This is a genomic window from Mesorhizobium sp. LjNodule214, from assembly GCF_964252735.1.
Taxonomy (GTDB): Bacteria; Pseudomonadota; Alphaproteobacteria; order Rhizobiales; family Rhizobiaceae; genus Mesorhizobium.
Genome location: NZ_CAXUPE020000002.1, coordinates 936,888 through 953,751, shown reverse-complemented (window position 1 = coordinate 953,751; position 16,864 = coordinate 936,888). Strand labels below are relative to the sequence as shown.

The 16,864-nt window shown below is 64.5% G+C and carries 16 protein-coding genes; 10 read left to right on the top strand and 6 right to left on the bottom strand.

The features are described from left to right. Positions 1-167: 167 nt before the first annotated feature. From ACSQ3Z_RS18380 to ACSQ3Z_RS18365, 4 genes are all read right to left on the bottom strand, one after another. Positions 168-1,277 carry an alcohol dehydrogenase family protein gene (locus ACSQ3Z_RS18380; protein ID WP_436172731.1) on the bottom strand — a complete coding sequence of 370 codons (1,110 nt, stop codon included), beginning with the start codon at positions 1,275-1,277 and terminating at the stop codon, positions 168-170. Positions 1,278-1,286: 9 nt separating this feature from the next. Continuing rightward, entirely contained in the window at positions 1,287-2,666 is a 1,380-nt protein-coding gene (locus ACSQ3Z_RS18375) for an aspartate aminotransferase family protein (protein WP_436172730.1), read from the bottom strand. A gap of 35 nt (positions 2,667-2,701) precedes the next feature. Beyond that, complete coding sequence (locus ACSQ3Z_RS18370) at positions 2,702-4,195, bottom strand: NAD-dependent succinate-semialdehyde dehydrogenase (protein ID WP_436172729.1); 1,494 nt, start codon at positions 4,193-4,195, stop codon at positions 2,702-2,704. A 131-nt stretch (positions 4,196-4,326) separates the two neighbouring features. After that, positions 4,327-4,818 (bottom strand): Lrp/AsnC family transcriptional regulator, encoded by a 492-nt coding sequence (locus ACSQ3Z_RS18365; protein WP_436172728.1) that lies wholly within the window; start codon positions 4,816-4,818, stop codon positions 4,327-4,329. A gap of 83 nt (positions 4,819-4,901) precedes the next feature. On the opposite strand from ACSQ3Z_RS18365, the gene ACSQ3Z_RS18360 reads away from it, so the two are divergent. The 10 genes from ACSQ3Z_RS18360 (at position 4,902) to doeB (ending at position 14,687) form a co-directional block, all read left to right on the top strand. After that, positions 4,902-6,287: a PLP-dependent aminotransferase family protein gene (locus ACSQ3Z_RS18360; RefSeq protein ID WP_436172727.1), complete on the top strand. Its 1,386-nt coding sequence runs from the start codon at positions 4,902-4,904 to the stop codon at positions 6,285-6,287. A gap of 157 nt (positions 6,288-6,444) precedes the next feature. Next, positions 6,445-7,230, top strand: a complete 786-nt coding sequence (gene ehuA / locus ACSQ3Z_RS18355) for an ectoine/hydroxyectoine ABC transporter ATP-binding protein EhuA (protein WP_436172726.1) — start codon at positions 6,445-6,447, stop codon at positions 7,228-7,230. A 131-nt stretch (positions 7,231-7,361) separates the two neighbouring features. Next, positions 7,362-8,195, top strand: a complete 834-nt coding sequence (ehuB, locus tag ACSQ3Z_RS18350) for an ectoine/hydroxyectoine ABC transporter substrate-binding protein EhuB (RefSeq protein WP_436173933.1) — start codon at positions 7,362-7,364, stop codon at positions 8,193-8,195. 166 nt (positions 8,196-8,361) lie between these two features. Then, positions 8,362-9,021, top strand: a complete 660-nt coding sequence (ehuC, locus tag ACSQ3Z_RS18345) for an ectoine/hydroxyectoine ABC transporter permease subunit EhuC (RefSeq protein ID WP_436172725.1) — start codon at positions 8,362-8,364, stop codon at positions 9,019-9,021. 16 nt (positions 9,022-9,037) lie between these two features. Beyond that, on the top strand, positions 9,038-9,697 hold the full coding sequence (ehuD, locus tag ACSQ3Z_RS18340; RefSeq protein ID WP_436172724.1) for an ectoine/hydroxyectoine ABC transporter permease subunit EhuD: 660 nt from the start codon (positions 9,038-9,040) through the stop codon (positions 9,695-9,697). A gap of 5 nt (positions 9,698-9,702) precedes the next feature. After that, on the top strand, positions 9,703-10,476 hold the full coding sequence (gene eutA / locus ACSQ3Z_RS18335) for an ectoine utilization protein EutA (protein WP_436172723.1): 774 nt from the start codon (positions 9,703-9,705) through the stop codon (positions 10,474-10,476). A gap of 4 nt (positions 10,477-10,480) precedes the next feature. Continuing rightward, complete coding sequence (eutB, locus tag ACSQ3Z_RS18330; protein WP_436172722.1) at positions 10,481-11,473, top strand: hydroxyectoine utilization dehydratase EutB; 993 nt, start codon at positions 10,481-10,483, stop codon at positions 11,471-11,473. Further along, positions 11,470-12,462 carry a cyclodeaminase gene (locus ACSQ3Z_RS18325; protein ID WP_436172721.1) on the top strand — a complete coding sequence of 331 codons (993 nt, stop codon included), beginning with the start codon at positions 11,470-11,472 and terminating at the stop codon, positions 12,460-12,462. The genes eutB and ACSQ3Z_RS18325 overlap by 4 nt, the downstream gene beginning before the upstream one ends. 39 nt (positions 12,463-12,501) lie before the next feature. Then, positions 12,502-13,680 carry an ectoine hydrolase DoeA gene (doeA, locus tag ACSQ3Z_RS18320; protein WP_436172720.1) on the top strand — a complete coding sequence of 393 codons (1,179 nt, stop codon included), beginning with the start codon at positions 12,502-12,504 and terminating at the stop codon, positions 13,678-13,680. Between the two features lie 5 nt (positions 13,681-13,685). Further along, the gene (gene doeB, locus ACSQ3Z_RS18315; RefSeq protein ID WP_436172719.1) at positions 13,686-14,687 is read left to right on the top strand and encodes a N(2)-acetyl-L-2,4-diaminobutanoate deacetylase DoeB; all 1,002 of its coding nucleotides are present in this window, start codon (positions 13,686-13,688) and stop codon (positions 14,685-14,687) included. A 98-nt stretch (positions 14,688-14,785) separates the two neighbouring features. Here doeB and ACSQ3Z_RS18310 read toward each other — a convergent pair whose 3' ends face one another. Further along, entirely contained in the window at positions 14,786-16,003 is a 1,218-nt protein-coding gene (locus ACSQ3Z_RS18310; RefSeq protein ID WP_436172718.1) for an NAD(P)/FAD-dependent oxidoreductase, read from the bottom strand. Between the two features lie 14 nt (positions 16,004-16,017). Then, on the bottom strand, positions 16,018-16,782 hold the full coding sequence (locus ACSQ3Z_RS18305; protein ID WP_436172717.1) for an HpcH/HpaI aldolase family protein: 765 nt from the start codon (positions 16,780-16,782) through the stop codon (positions 16,018-16,020). Positions 16,783-16,864 lie beyond the last annotated feature (82 nt).

Genomic DNA, 16,864 nt, shown 5'->3' with positions numbered 1-16,864 from the left:
AGAACGCCGGCATGAGCGGGCAGGAAACCGCTGCCGGTCCACGACCGACAGCCTGGGCACGGGTTGTTGCCAGCCTTCAGCGAGAGCCGGCTCCTGCTGCGTTTCGCGGGAGTTTCACTGAGGCCACACACTGAGCGTCGCGCAGTCGGCCAGAAGCCAGCCGTTGCTCAGAGAAAGGTCTTTCCGTTCCACATCGCGTCAGGCACCACCACCAGCTTGCCGACGAAATCCTTGGCGATGAAATCGGCCTGTGCGCGGTGGAAATCGGAGAGCTTGTAGACGCCACCAACCAGCGGCCGAATTTTTTGCGCCTCGATGTAGCGCACGATGCGGCGGAAATCCGCCCGTGTGCCCTGGCTCGAGCCGTGGAGCTGAAGCTGCTTGAGATACATGGTGCGAAGATCGAGCTGCACCACCGGACCGGCAATCGCGCCCGCCGTCGTGTAGCGGCCTTCGGGCCTCAGGATGCGCAGCAGGTCGTTGAAGATCGCGCCGCCGACTAGGTCGGCGACGACATCGATCGGCTTGCCGCCGGTTGCCTCGTTCACGGCAGCCGGCAGATCTGCGACACCGCGGGTGATCACCGCCTCCGCGCCGACGTCGAGCACTGCCTGTTCCTTGCCCTTGCCGACGATGGCATAGGGGATGGCGCCGCGCGCTCGCGCCAGTTGCACGATGCCCGAACCGACGCCACCCGACGCACCGGTGACCAGCACGCGCTCCCCGGCCCTCAGTGCGGCGCGCTCCAGCATCTGCTCGCCGGTGAGGTAGGCGCAGCAGAAGGTGGCGAGCTCGATGTCGCTCATTTCGGTGGCGACGACATGGGCGTTCTCGGCCGGCACCGCCTGGTACTCGGCATAACCACCGTCGCGGCCATGGCCCATATAGTCGATGTCGGCGAGTGAATCGTCGTCGCGGTTGTAGATGGAGAAGTCGACCATCACCCGCTCGCCGAGACGAGCAGGCGAGACCCCGTCTCCAACGGCGGCGATGGTGCCCACCGTATCGGTGCCTTGGATGCGCGGAAATGTCAGCGTGTTGCCCTGCCGCCGCCATGTCGACACCGCCGCCGCATCCTCCTCCGTGCCATAGGCACCCTGCCGCACCCATACATCGGTGTTGTTCATGCCGCAGGCGCTGACCTCGACCAGCACTTCGCCGGCGGCAGGCGAGGGCACTTTCACGTCGGTGCGGTAGACGAGCTTTTCCGGTCCGCCGTGCCCGGTGAGCAGCACGGCGGCCATTGTGGCGGGGAGGGTTTTGGTCATGGTGTTCATGGGTCGATTTCAAAGATTGGCAAACACGCTCTTTACCGCATCGGCGGTCTTCGCCACGACGGTATCGGCCTCTTCGCGAGTCAGGCAGAGCGGCGGCGCGAAGCCGAGGATATCGCCCTGCGGCATGGCGCGGCCGATAACGCCGCGCTCGGCGAGCACCCCAGCAATTTGTGGCCCGATCTTCTGCGAGGCGTCGAAGAACAACCGGTCGTCGCGGTCCTTGACGAATTCGACCGCCGCCAGCATGCCATCGCCGCGCACCTCGCCGACATTTCTGTGGCCGCCGACGGCCCTGGCGAGTTCGGCGCGGAAATAGGCGCCGGTCTCGCCGGCATTTTTCACCAGGTCCATCTCGTCGATCAGTTCGAGATTGGCGACACCCGCGGCAACACAGATCGGATGCGCTGAATAGGTCCAGCCATGGCCGAGGGAACCGAGCTTGTCGGAACCCTGCACCAGCACCTGCCACATCTTGTCGGCGACGATGACGCCCGACAGTGGCGCATAGGCCGAGGTCAGGCCCTTGGCGATGGTGATGAGATCCGGCTTGATGCCGTAGTGGTCGGAGCCGAACATCGTGCCCAGCCGGCCGAAGCCAGTCACCACCTCGTCGGCGACCAGCAGCACGTCGTACTTCTTCAGCACACCTTGAATCTTTTCCCAATAGCCGGCCGGCGGCGGCACGATGCCGCCAGTGCCGAGGATCGGCTCGCCGATGAAGGCGGCGACCGTATCCGGCCCTTCGGCGAGGATCATCTCCTCGAGCTTGTCGGCGCAATATTGCGAGAACTGTTCCTCGCTCTGTGAGCGGTCGTCGCGGCGGAAATAATAGGGCGCCTCGGTGTGCAGGATCGGCGCGCGCGGCAGGTCGAACGCGTTGTGGAACAGGTCGAGCCCGGTCAGCGATCCGGTCATGACGCCCGAGCCGTGATAGCCGCGCCAGCGTGAGATGATCTTCTTCTTCTCCGGCCGTCCCAGCACATTGTTGTAGTACCAGATCAGCTTGACGTTGGTCTCGTTGGCGTCGGAGCCAGAGAGGCCGAAATAGACCCTCGACATGCCCTCTGGCGCGCGATCGATGATCATCTTGGCAAGTGTGATCGAGGCCTCGGTGCCGTGGCCGACATAGGCGTGATAGTAGGCGAGGTCCCTGGCCTGGGCGGCAATCGCATCCGATATCTTCTGGCGGCCATAGCCGACATTGACGCAATAGAGGCCGGCAAAGGCATCGATGCTCTTCTTGCCGGCGTTGTCCCAGACGGTGACGCCTTCGCCGCCGGCCATGACGCGGGCCGGCGATTCACCACGCGCGTGCATGCCCATATGGGTCGAGGGATGGAAGAAGTGGTCGCGGTCCCAGGCGGCGAGTTCGTTGGACTGTTCGAGCATCTTTTTACTCCTTAAGAAAAATCACCCGGGTGGCGCTACGCGACGTCGAGGCAGAGATACTTCAGATCGGTGAAGGCTTCGAGCCCGTGGCGTGAGCCTTCGCGGCCAATGCCGGACTGCTTGACGCCGCCGAACGGGACCGGCGCGCCGGTGATCTTGACCCGGTTGACGGCGACCATGCCGTAGTCGAGCGCGCGGCCAAGGCGCAGCTGCCGGGCACCGTTCTCGGTCACGACGTAGGCGACAAGGCCGTATTCGGTGGCATTGGCGCGAGCGATGACTTCGTCCTCGCTGTCGAATGGCGTCACCGCCGCGACCGGGCCGAAAGTCTCTTCGCGCATGATAAGCGCCGCGTCGGGCACATCGACAAGCAGGGTCGGCTGATAGAACAGCGGCCCCGCCACATGGCGCTTGCCGCCCGCCAGGCAGCGCGCGCCGAGGGTAAGGGCGTCAACGACCTGCTCTTCGACTTTGCTTACGGCACGCTCGTGCATCAGCGGCCCGATGTCGGTTTCGTCGGCAAGCCCGTTGCCCGTCTGCAGCGCCTCGATGCGGAGCGCAAAGGCGACGCAGAACCGGTCGTAGATCGGCCGCTGCACATAGATGCGGTTGGCGGCGAGGCAATCCTGGCCCGAGGTGGCGAATTTGGCGTCGATCGCGATTGCCACCGCTTTGTCGACATCGGCGTCGTCGAAGACGATCAGCGGCGCATGGCCGCCGAGCTCCATCACCAGCCGCTTCATCGTCGACGCACTTTGCGCGGCGATCAGCCTGCCGATTTCGGTCGAGCCGGTGAAGCTCATGGCGCGCACGCGCGGGTCCTCGCACATACGCCCGACAATGGTCGAAGCCTTGCCAGTGACCACATTGAAGACCCCGGCAGGCAGCCCGGCGCGCTCGCCGAGCTCGGCCAGCGCCAGCGCCGACAGCGGCGTTTCAGAGGAGGGATGCGCGACGATGGCACAGCCGGCGGCAAGCGCCGCAGCCGCCTTACGGGTCAGCATCGCTGCGGGAAAATTCCACGGCGTGACGACGCCGACGACGCCGAGCGGCTCGCGCCGCACCATCATCTCGGCACCAGGCAAATGGCTGGTGACGCCTTCGGCGTTGAGGCGTTTTGCCTCTTCCGCATACCACTCGACGAAGGAGGCGGCGTAGTCGATCTCGCCGAGCGACTCCCTCAGCGGTTTGCCTTGTTCCAGCGTCATCAGCAGCGCCAGATCCTCCTTTGCGGCGAGGATCAGCTCGAACCATTTTCGCAATATCCTGGCGCGCTCCTGCGGCAGCAGCGCCCGCCAGGCCGGAAAGGCGCGCGAAGCGGCATCGATCGCGTTCGTCGTCTGCCCGGCATCGAGCGCGGCGACGAAGGCGACGGTGGCGCCGGTCGCGGGATCGGTAACTTCAAAGCTCTCCGCTGCCTCGCTTGCCGTCCAGTGGCCGTCGACATAGGCGAGCTCGCGCAGCAGCCGTCGGTCGGCGAGGCGGTCGAGCGCTTCAAGGCGGTTCGTGCGGGCAAAATGCGCGGACATCGATCAAGTCTCCCGGTGCCGAAGGCGATGCGGGAAGACTATTCGCACGGAGCAGACAGAGAGGCCGTTTCAGCGTCGCCGCGTAGAGAGATTGTCTCTATTCGTCCCGCGAAGCAGACAATCTCTCTGCCTCACGCTTGCAGCGGCAGCAGATCGGCCACCGGCAGCACCGTCTCGTCCTTCACCGTCTTGGTGACGATGTAGGTGAAGTAGCGGTCGATGCCGATCTCGCGCTCGAGCAAGGCGTCGACCAGCCGCTGATAGGCGTCGATGTCGCGTGCCATCACCTTCAGCACATAGTCGACGCCGCCGCCGACCGACCAGCAGGCGACGATCTCCGGGATGTCGCGGATGACGCGTTCGAAGCGGTCGAAGTCGGCCTGGCGGTGGCTGGCCAATGTCACCTCCATCAACACGGTGGCAACCGGGGCGACGGCGCGCATGGCGATCGAGGCATGGTAGCCCGAGACGATGCCGGCCTTCTCCAACTTGCGCAGCCGCACCCAGCACGGCGTCGGCGACAGGCCGACTTTGTCGGCTAGCGCCAGCTTGGTGATGCGCCCGTCGCGCTGGATGGCGTCGAGGATTTTGAGGTCGATCGGATCGAGTTTGGCTGCGGCCATGGGCGTCCACTTTTTGCTGCCCGCCACCATGGGGGCGCATGAATTCGATTGTCAATTGCACTGATTTCGATCTCTAATAAGTCATGACATTGTGGCAGCCCGATCCCGCGCTCATTCGCCGTCCGGCCTACCAGTCGCTGGCCGACCAGTTCGCCCGCGCCATCCATGACGGGCGGCTTGCCAACGGCGCCCGGCTGCCGACGCATCGCAGGCTGGCCGACGAGCTGAAACTGTCGGTGCAGACGGTGAGCCGCGCCTATGAGGAATTGATCCGCCGCGGCCTGATATCAGGTGAGATCGGCCGCGGCAGCTTTGTGCAGACGCAGCGTCGCGAGCCGGAGCCGCCTTATCTGCCGGAGCGGCTGGGCGAAGTGATCGACCTGTCGATCTTGAAGCCGGTCTGCGAGCCGATGCATCTGGAGCGGCTGAAGCAGGCGCTGGGCTGGCTGGCCGAGAACCTGCCGTCGAGCTCGGCGCTGTCGTTCCGCCCGAACATGGTGTTTCCGCGCCATCGGGCGGTGGCGGTGGAATGGCTAAAACTCTGCGGCCTCGAAGCCTCGCCGCAGAACATCAGCCTGACCAACGGCGCTACCGCCGGCATGACGGTGGCGCTGATGAGCGTGGCGCCGCCCGGCTCGACGGTCGCCACCGAGGCCATCGGCCACCACACGCTGGTGCCGCTCGCCCGTTACCTCGGCTTCAACCTCGAGGGTCTGCCGATCGACGGCAACGGCCTCATTCCGGAAGCGCTCGACGAAGCCTGCAGGCTCTCCGATATCCGCGCTGTGTTCGTGCAGCCTTCGGTGATCAACCCGACGGCGACGCTGATGGATGCCACACGGCGTGAGCAGATTGCAGCCGTCGCGCGCAAGCACGACATCGCCATCATCGAGAACGATGTGCTGGGGCCGCTGGTCGAAGACCGGCCGCCGCCGGTTGCTGCCTACGCGCCCGAGCGAACGCTCTACGTCACCTCCTTCACCAAGATCACCGTGCCTGGCCTTCGTATCGGCTATCTCGCCGCGCCCGACCGCTACGTCGCCGCCGTCGCCAACCGCCACCTCGTCTCCAACTGGATGGCGACGCCGCTGGTGGCAGAGATCGCGACGAAATGGGTGACCGACGGCACGGCGATGGAGCTGGTGCGCTGGCAGCGTGTGGCGCTCAGGCGGCGCCAGGACATCGCCGCGGAAGTGCTGGCCGGCGTCGACTATCGCGTCCACCGTGACGGGCTGCATCTGTGGCTCGAGCTTCCCGGCGACCGGGCGGAAGAGAGCTTTGTCTCGCAGGCCCGCTTGCAAGGGGTGGCGATTGCGCCGGGAACATCCTTCCGCATTGCGGAAGCGCCCTGGCACCCTGCCGTGCGCATCTCGCTGGGTTCGACCACCGAGGGGGAACTGCGCGCCGGCTTGAGCGTTGTCGCCAAGCTTCTGCTTGGCGATCCGGAGCATCTCCTGCTCGCCATCTGATGCAAGTCGCCCAAAACCGCAGCGCGCCTTTGGGCACAAATTGCCCTGAAATTGAGCGGCGCCGGAAATATTGTCATGATATTATTTTCCTAATTGACATGATTTCGCGCGTTCCGCATCGTTAAGGGCATAGGCTTCTCCAGAACGGGGAAATTGATTGCCCGCACCCATCATCAAGGTCGACGCCATTTCGAAGAGCTTCGGCGCGTTCAAGGTTCTGGACGGCCTGTCGATGCAGGTCATGCCCGGCGAGAAGCTGGCGCTGATCGGCCCGTCCGGCTCCGGCAAGACGACGATCCTGCGCATCCTGATGACGCTGGAGAAGATCGACGGCGGCCACATCCAGATCGACGGCGAACAGCTCTATCACATGGAGCGCAACGGACAGTTGCTGGCCGCCGACGAACGTCACCTGGCGAAGATGCGGCAGAAGATCGGCATGGTCTTCCAGCTGTTCAACCTGTTCCCGCACAAATGCGTCATGGACAACGTTACCCTGGCGCCGATGCTGACCAAGGGTATGGCGCGCGCCGCCGCCGAAAGGCGGGCGATGGAATTGCTCGACATGGTCGGCATGGCCGACAAGGCGAAGGCGATGCCGGCGCAGCTTTCCGGCGGCCAGAAGCAGCGCGTCGCGATTGCCCGCGCACTGGCGCTGTCGCCGAAGATCATGCTGTTCGACGAAGTCACTTCGGCACTCGATCCTGAACTGGTCGAGGAGGTGTTGAACGTCATGCGCAAGCTCGCCGCCGAGACCGACATGACGATGCTTTTGGTCACCCACGAGATGGGCTTCGCCCACGACTTCGCCGACCGGGTGCTGTTCTTCGATCGCGGCAGGATCGTCGAGGAAGGCAAGCCCGACGAGATTTTCCGCCACCCCAAGCAGGAGCGCACGCAGGGCTTCCTGAAGAAGATCATCGCGGCCGGACACCGTGTCTGACTGCCTATGCAAAAGGCGACAAAGTCGTCCTTCAAAAGGCGGCAACGCCGTCCTCTAGGCGGCGCAAGCCATCGCAAAGCAAACCAAGAAGACAGAACAAGGAGTTGGGAACAGTGAAAAAACTTGGCATTCTGGCCGGCGTCGCCGGCCTTGCATTGACGGCCGTTCTTGCGGCCTCGAGCGCCGGATCGGCCGACGACAGCAAGCTCGAGCAGTTGAAGGCGCAGGGCTTTGCCCGTGTCGCCATCGCCAACGAGCCGCCCTATACGGCGGTCGCCGCCGACGGCAAGGTCTCGGGCGCGGCACCCGACGTGGCGCGCGAGATCTTCAAGCGCCTCGGCGTCGGCGACATCGTCGCCTCGATCTCGGAATATGGCGCCATGATCCCCGGCTTGCAGGCCGGCCGCTTCGACGTTGTCACAGCTGGCTTGTTCATGAAGCCGGAGCGCTGTGCGGCGGTCGCCTATTCCGAGCCGGTGCTGTGCGACGCCGAGGCGATGCTGGTCAAGAAGGGCAATCCGAAGAGCTTCAAGAGCTATGAGGATGTCGCCAAGGACACCAGCGCTACTATCGGCGCGCCGGGCGGCGGCACCGAAGAGAAGCTGGCGCTCAATGCCGGCGTGCCGCGCGAGCGCGTCATCGTCGTGCCGGACGGCCAGAGCGGCCTGAAGATGCTGCAGGACGGCCGCATCGACGCCTATTCGCTCCCCGTTCTGTCGATCAACGACCTGGTCAAGAAGGCCAACGATCCGAACCTCGAAGTCATCGCCCCGGTGCAAGGCGCGCCGGTCTATTGCGACGGCGCCGCCTTCAAGAAAGGCGACGAGGCGCTGCGCGACGCCTATGACGTCGAGCTTGCCAAGCTGAAGAAGTCGGGCGAGTTCGCCAAGATCATCGAACCCTACGGCTTCTCGGCCGCAGCGGCGATGTCGACGACGCGCGACAAGCTCTGCGCGGCGAAGTAGGGCGCCATCTCCTTCTCCCCGTTCACGGGGAGAAGGTGTCACGAAGTGACGGATGAGGGGCAGCACAAGGTTCTGCCAGGCCGCCTCCGCCCCTCATCTGCCTGCCGGCATCTCTCCCCGTGAAGGGGGGAAGCGGCTAAGTTCAAACGTTGGAAACTTCTGACATATGACCCAGTGGTCCGGCTATCTCGGCCTGATATTGCAGGGAGCGCTTGTCACCATCGAGCTGACGCTGATGGGATCGGTGCTCGCCCTGATCATGGCCTTTCTGGCCGGCATGGGGCGGTTGTCGCGCTTCTTCGTGCTGCGAGCGCTCGCCACTGCCTATATCGAATTCTTCCGTGGCACCTCGATCTTCGTGCAGCTGTTCTGGGTCTATTTCGTGCTGCCTCTTGCCGGCATATCGCTGACGCCGCTGCAGGCCGGCGTGCTGGCGCTGGGCTTGAATGTCGGCGCCTATGCCGCCGAAGTGGTGCGCGGCGCCATCCAGTCGGTCGGCCGCGAGCAATATGAGGCTTGCATCGCGCTCAATCTTGGCCGCTGGCAAGGCATGCGCCATGTCATCCTGCCGCAGGCGCTGCTGGTCATGCTGCCGACCTTCGGCAACAACGCCATTGAGTTGCTCAAGGCGACCTCGGTCGTGTCGCTGATCTCGCTCGCGGACCTCACCTTCCAGGCGCAGGTCGTACGCTCTCAGACCGGCAACACGCTGATGCCGTTCACGACCATTCTGATCATCTATTTTGTGTTGGCGCTGATCATCTCGTGGGGTGTGCGCTCGCTGGAACGCCGCATGGCGTGCGGCCTCGACGGAGTGCGCGTGTGATGGAGTGGGCCCTGTAATGGATTGGGATTGGAACTTTGTCAGGGAGATCCTGCCGACGCTGGTCCAGGGGGTGAAGATCACCATCCTGGCGACGCTGCTCGGCTCGGTGCTGGCGGCGATCGTCGGCCTGGCGATCGCACTGGCGCGGCGCTCGCCAAATCGGGCCGTATCGCGCAGCGTGGGCTTCCTTGCCGAGTTCATCCGCGGCACGCCGCTTCTGGTGCAGCTCTATTTCATCTTCTACGTGCTGCCGGATTTCGGCATCCTGTTGCCGCCGCTGGTGGCCGGCGTCATCGGGCTCGGCCTGCACTACGGCACCTACACGGCGGAAGTCTATCGCGCCGGCATCGACAATGTGCCGCGCGGACAGTGGGAAGCCGCCAAGGCCTGCAATCTGAGCGCCGGCCAGACCTGGTCCCACATCATCATCCCGCAGGCGATCCCGCCGATGATCCCGGCTTTGGCCAATTATTTCATCGCCATGTTCAAGGAGACGCCGCTGCTGTCGGCGATCACCGTGCTGGAACTGATGAACCAGGCCAAGAGCGTCGCCAACACCTACTATCGCTATATCGAGCCAATGACGCTGGTCGGCGCCTTCTTCCTGGTCATCAGCCTTTTCTCGGTCGTGCTGCTGCGCTGGCTGGAACATCGCTACGGCAAGATCGAAAGGTAGTTTTCATGAAACCGCTGCCAGAGATCAGACTGATGCCGACCAGGCCGGCGCTCGACGCGCGTCCGCTGGAGAAGCGCGTCGGCTTGATCATCCTTGCCACCGACCACACCAGCGAACCGGATTTCCGCCGCATGGTGGCGAGCGACAGGATCGGCGTCTATGTTGCCCGCATTCCTTACGCCAATCCGACCACGCCCGAAAATTTGCGCAAGATGCAGCCGGAGCTGTCGGCGGGCGCCGCGCTCATCCTGCCGGACGAGCCGCTCGACGCCATCTGCTATTCCTGCACCTCGGCGTCGGTGGTGATAGGCGATGCCGAGATCGAAGCGGCGGTGCAGGCCGCCAAGCCCGGCATACCGGTCGTCACGCCGCCCATGGCCGGCGTGCGCGGGCTGAAAGCGCTGGGCGCGAAAAGGGTCAGCATCCTCACGCCTTACACCATCGAGACCAGCCGGCCGATGGCAACCTATTTCGCCGAGCGCGGCTTCGACATATTGAGCTTCGCTTGTCTTGGCTTCGAGGACGACAGGGAGATGGCCCGCATTGCGCCGGCCGCACTCATCGAGCTGGCCCGGGAAGCGACGCATGCCGAGGCCGATGCGTTGTTTGTCTCCTGCACGGCACTGCGGGCAGCCCTTGCGGTGCCCGGCATGGAACAGGCGATCGGTCTCCCCGTTGTCACCAGCAACCAGGCCAGTGCCTGGAACTGCCTGCGGCTTTGTGGCGACGACAAGCCGCGTCCCGAATTCGGTCGGCTGATGACGCTGCCGCTTGGTTGATAAGATGACAGAGGTCACGCTTCAGCATATTCGCGCAGCGCGCGACCGCATTGCCGGCAAGGTCGAGCAAACGGCGACTGCGCTTTCCCTGAGTCTTTCCGAGTACTTGAGCACACAGGTTTACCTCAAGCTCGAGCATCGCCAGGCCACCGGCAGCTTCAAGCTGCGTGGCGCATCGAACGCCATCGCCTCGCTAAGCCCTGAACAGAAGTCGCGCGGTGTTGTCGCGGCCTCGACCGGCAATCATGGCCGGGCGCTCGCCCATGCGGCGAAGCTCGAAGGCCTGCGTGCGGTGATCTGCATGTCGCGGCTGGTGCCCGAAAACAAGCTCGACGCCATCCGCCGCCTCGGCGCCAAGATCCGCATCGTCGGCAACAGCCAGGACGACGCGCAGCAGGAGGTCGATCGGCTGGTTGGGGAGGAGGGCCTTGTAATGCTGCCGCCTTTCGATCATCCCGACATCATCGCCGGGCAGGGGACGCTGGGGCTGGAGATCATCGAGCAGGTTCCGGACGCGTCAACGGTGCTGGTGCCGCTGTCCGGCGGTGGGCTGGCCTCGGGCGTTGCGGCTGCCGTCAAGGGCGTCAGCCCGAGGACAAAGGTCATCGGCGTTTCGATGGCGCGGGGGGCGGCGATGAAGGCGAGCCTCGATGCCGCCCGCCCGGTGCAGGTCGAGGAATTGCCGACGCTGGCGGATTCGCTTGGCGGCGGCATCGGCCTCGAAAACCGGCTGACCTTCGCCATGTGCCGCGACCTGCTCGACGATGTTATCCTGCTCAGCGAAGACGAGATCGCCGCCGGCATCCGTCATGCCTATGAGCAGGAACGCGAGATCGTCGAAGGCGCCGGCGCGGTCGGCATCGCCGTTCTGCTTGCCGGCAAGGTCAAAGCCAGCGGCCCCACGGTGCTCATCCTGTCCGGCCGCAACATCGATATGACGCTGCACCGCCGGATCGTCTGCGGCGAGGCGCCATCAACCGTGGAGAGCGCAGCATGAGCCGGATGACCATCCTCACCGAAGCCGAACTGCGCACGATCGTGAAGCTCGATCTCGATGCGGTCGCGTGCGTCGAGAACGCATTCCGCGCGCTTGCCACCTTACCGGTGGCGATGCCGCCGATCCTGCGCCTCGACATTCCTGAGCATCGCGGCGAGGTCGATGTGAAGACCGCCTATGTGCCGGGTCTGGAAAGCTTTGCCATCAAGATCAGCCCCGGCTTTTTCGACAATCCGAAAATCGGCCTGCCCAGCGGCAACGGCATGATGGTGCTCTTGTCGGCGAAGACAGGATTGGTCGAGGCGCTGCTGCTCGACAATGGCTACCTGACCGATGTCCGCACCGCTGCCGCCGGCGCGGTGGCGGCGAAGCATCTTTCGCGGCCGGACTCCTCCGTCGCCGCGATCTTCGGTGCCGGCGTCCAGGCCGGGTTGCAGCTTCAGGCACTGAGGCTGGTGCGACCGATCGAAGAAGCCCGCATCTGGGCGCGCGATGCCGCCAAGGCGGAAGCCACCGCCGCCGACCTGCGCAAGAAGCTGAGCATCATGGTGCGCGCCGAGCCCGATGCCGCAAAGGCGGCTGCCGGCGCCGACATCATTGTCACCACCACGCCGTCGACCGAGCCGCTGATCAAGGCCGGTTTCATTGTGGCCGGCCAACACATCACCGCGATGGGCTCGGACGCCGAGCACAAGAACGAGATCGCGCCGGCGATCCTGCGCATGGCCGATCTCTATGTCGCCGACAGCGCCAAGCAGACGCGGCGCCTGGGCGAGTTGCACCATGCCATCTCCGCCGGCGTGATGGCTGAAGACGCCGATGTGACCGAACTTGGCCAGATCATCGCCGGCGAAAAGCACGGCCGGCGCACGCCCGCCGACATCACCATCGCCGACCTCACCGGCACCGGCGTGCAGGATACGGCGATTGCCACGCTGGCTCGCGACCGCGCGCGGGCGGCCAAATCTGGAACCATTTTCGAAAGCTGATGCTGGCCGGCGAGGCCCAACAAACGAGGATCAAGAACAATGCAGCCTAGCTTGAAATTCTCGCGCGGCGAATATGCGGAGCGCCTCGCCAAGACCCGTAAGGCCATGGCGGCCAAGGGCGTCGATCTGCTGATCGTCAGCGACCCCTCGAACATGGCCTGGCTGACCGGCTATGACGGCTGGTCGTTCTATGTGCACCAGGCGGTCATCGTGCCGCCATCGGGCGAGCCGGTCTGGTACGGCCGCGGCCAGGACGCCAACGGTGCCAAGCGCACCGCCTATCTCGCGCATGACAACATCGTCGGCTACGCCGACCACTATGTGCAATCGACCGAGCGCCATCCGATGGATTTTCTCTCGCAGGTGCTTGCCGATCGCGGCTGGGGCAAACTGACCGTCGGCGTCGAGATGGACAATTACTGGTTCTCGGCGGCTGCCTTCGCCTCGCTGCAGAAGCACCTGCCCAACGCGCGCTTCGTCGACGCCACTGCGCTGGTCAATTGGCAGCGTGCGGTGAAGAGCCCGACCGAGATCGACTATATGCGCAAGGCCGCCCGCATCGTCGAAGCCATGCACCAGCGCATCGTCGACAAGATCGAGGTCGGCATGCGCAAATGCGATCTGGTCGCCGAGATCTACGATGCCGGCACGCGCGGTGTCGACGGTATCGGTGGCGACTATCCGGCGATCGTGCCGCTGCTGCCGTCGGGCGCCGATGCCTCGGCGCCGCATCTGACCTGGGACGACAAGCCGATGAAGTCGGGCGAGGGCACCTTCTTCGAGATCGCCGGCTGCTATCACCGCTACCATTGCCCGCTATCGCGCACCGTCTTCCTCGGCAAGCCGACGCAGGAATTCCTCGATGCCGAAAAGGCTACGCTGGAAGGCATGGACGCCGGGCTTGCCGCGGCAAAGCCCGGCAACACCTGCGAGGACATTGCCAACGCCTTCTTCGCCGTTTTGAAGAAATACGGCATCGTCAAGGACAACCGCACCGGCTATCCGATCGGCCTGTCCTATCCACCGGACTGGGGCGAGCGCACGATGAGCCTGCGCCCGGGCGACCGCACCGAGCTCAAGCCCGGCATGACCTTCCATTTCATGACCGGCCTGTGGCTGGAAACGATGGGGCTGGAGATCACCGAATCCATCCTGATCACCGAGACGGGCGTCGAATGCCTGGCCAATGTGCCGCGCAAGCTGGTGGTGAAGGATTGAGTCCGATGTCCAACGTTCGCCCATCTCCGATCGTCCCGACCGTCGATTTCGACAAGGACGGCGTCCAGCACGGCTTTTTGCGCCTGCCCTACAGCCGCGACGATTCTGCCTGGGGATCGGTGATGATCCCGACCTGCGTCATCCGCAACGGTAAGGGACCTGCGGCGCTGCTCACCGGCGGCAACCATGGTGACGAATATGAGGGACCGCTGGCGCTCTACGAGCTTGCCTGCACGCTCGATCCGAAGGAGGTCAGCGGCACGGTGATCATCGTGCCGGCAATGAACTATCCGGCCTTCCGCGCCGGCACCCGCACCTCGCCGATCGACAAGGGCAATCTCAACCGCAGCTTTCCCGGCCGTCCGGATGGGACGGTGACGGAGAAGATCGCCGACTATTTCCAGCGCGAGCTGCTGCCGCGCACCGACATCGCGCTCGACTTCCACTCCGGCGGCAGGACGCTCGACTTCGTGCCGTTCTGCGCCGCCCATATCCGCCCCGACAAGGTGCTGGAAGCCAAGGGTTTTGCGGCGGTCGAGGCGTTCTCGGCGCCATGGTCGATGAAGATGCTGGAGATCGATGCGGTCGGCATGTTCGACACCGCCGCCGAGGAGATGGGCAAGTTGTTCATCACCACCGAGCTGGGAGGAGGCGGGACGTCCCGTGCGGAGACCGTGCGGATTGCCCGGCGCGGCGTGCTAAATTTGCTGCGCCATGCCGGCATCGTTTCTGGTGCGGTCGAGAAGGCCAGAACCCAATGGCTGGATATGCCGTCAGGCGATTGCTTCTCCTTCGCCGAGGACGACGGCATGATCGAAACGATGGCCGATCTCGGCGAGACGGTGGAAGAGGGGCAGGTGCTGGCACGCATCCATTCCGTCGGCCGTACGGGTGTCGCTCCCCACGAGATCAGAGCCAAAATGTCAGGCCTGCTGGCGGCGCGGCATTTTCCCGGCTTGGTCAAGGCTGGCGATTGTGCCGCCGTCGTGGCCGTGCTGGTCGGTTGACGATTTCCGATGAAGGCCCGTCATGGCCGGGCAAGCGTCGCATGCGCGCGTCAAACAGCACACGGATCTTTCGCTGAGGCGCCAGCGCCTTCGGAAATTCAGATCACCGCTTCCTCGAGGAAAGGCTCGTTGCGCGGGATCCTTTCGTAGCCGAAGGGCGACAGGTCGAGCGTCTGGAAGGCGCCGTGAACGATCAGTTCGGATACCGCGCGACCGACGGCCGGCGATTGCTGCAGTCCATGCCCGGAGAAACCATTGGCGAACATGAAGTTCGTCACCTCCGGATGGAAGCCGACGATGCCGTTGTGGTCCAGCATGTTGTATTCATAGTGGCCGGTCCAGCTTGTCTGGACCTTCAGAGCATCGAATGCGGGAATGCGATGCCAAAGGGCAGGCCAGATCCGCTCTTCGAACTCCTCATGGTGCATCTCGAAATCGTCGTAGTCCGCTGGGCCATCGTCGAGCGGCGTATTGCCGGTCAGGAAAAGCTCCCCCTCCGGCCGCACGAAAGTGCCCGAGAGGTCGATCACGTTTGGCATCCGGCCGGGGATCGGCGTGGCGCTCGAAAAGACGAAACTGTATCGCTTGTAAGGCGCGACCGGGATCGACAGCCCTGCCATAGCTGCCACCTGCTGGGCACGCGGACCGGCCGCATCGACAAGCGTTCCGCACGAAATGGTCTGGCCGGTCGCCAGCCTTGCCGCGAGCACCTTTCCGCCCGCGACGTCCAGTCCGGTCACGGCGTTGTCAATGTACTCCACGCCCGAGGCACGCGCCGCGCGGCGGAAGCCGTTGAGCAGGCCCATCGAATCGAACCAGCCTTCGTCGCGCGATCCCCAGGCGCCGCCGCCGAGATCCTCGACGTTGAGCCAGGGAAAGCGGTCCTTCAGCGGGCCCGGTTCGAGGAACAGCGTATGGGCGCCAAGGCTGCGCTGCAGGTCGACGCGGGCGCGCGCTGCGTCCACGCCCTCGGGTGAGCAGCAATAGAGATAGCCATGTTCGCGGAAGCCGAGGTCGGGTGCCGGCTCGCCCGTGAAGAAGGGCGCCATGCGCTCGGCAAAGCCACGGATGATGTCGATGCCGAACTGGCTGATCTTGACGTTGACCGGGTTCGAATATTGCTGGCGGATCGCACTGGTGGACAGCGCCGTCGAGGAGAACTCGTAGCTGCTGTCGCGCTCGACCACCAGGATCGATGCGCTGGCGCCGAGCGCCTGGCTGAGCCAATAGGCGATCGACGACCCGACCGCCGCACCGCCGACGACGACGATGTCGTAGCCGACGCGGGCAGGGGCCTTGTAGGGCGGAATGGCCATGGCGTGGGCTCTTGTCAGTGATTGAAGGAAGCGATCAGGGCGTCGGAGCCGCGCGCCAGAAGGCCGAGATCCGAACCGACTGCGACCATGGTGAAACCGTGCGCAATATAGCGGTCGGCATCGACCTTCGCGGGCGCCAGTATACCGCTCGCCTTGCCGGCCTCGACGGCCGCCTGCCGCACCGACGAAATTGCCTGCTGCACGTGCTCGGCGCCTGGATTGCCCATGGCGCCCATATTGGTCGACAGGTCGCCGGGGCCAACGAACAGGACGTCGACGCCGTCCACTGCCGCGATCTCCGCTGCGTTGGCAACGCCGGTTTCGCATTCGATCTGCACGGCGAGCAACTGCTGCTTGCGGGCATTGGCATGATAGCCTGCAATGCGGCCGAAGGCATTGGCACGATGGCCGACGGAGAAGCCACGGAAGCCGAGTGGTGCGTAGCTCATCGCGGCGACGATCGTGCGGGCCTGGTCAGCCGAGCGCACATTGGGGATCATCAGGCTGCGAGCGCCGATATCCATTGCCTGCTTGATCAGGTTCGGGTCATCCGACGGCAGGCGCACGACGCCTTCGCAGGTAAAGCCGCCAAGCACCTGGAGCTGTGCCATCACGCTGCGCAGATCGTTGGGGCTGTGCTCGCCGTCAATCAGCAGCCAACCAGCGCCTGAGCCCGCAACGACTTCCGTCGTCAGGGCGGACGCCAGCGAACACCAGACGCCGATATGGGGCCGTCCGTCGGCCACGGCCGCTTTCAAGGGATTTGGGCGCTCCTGCATTTCGTCGGACTCCAGCAAAACATGGATTGAAATTTGTATGATGTCATATATCATACCTATACCGAGCCGCAACTCATCTTGC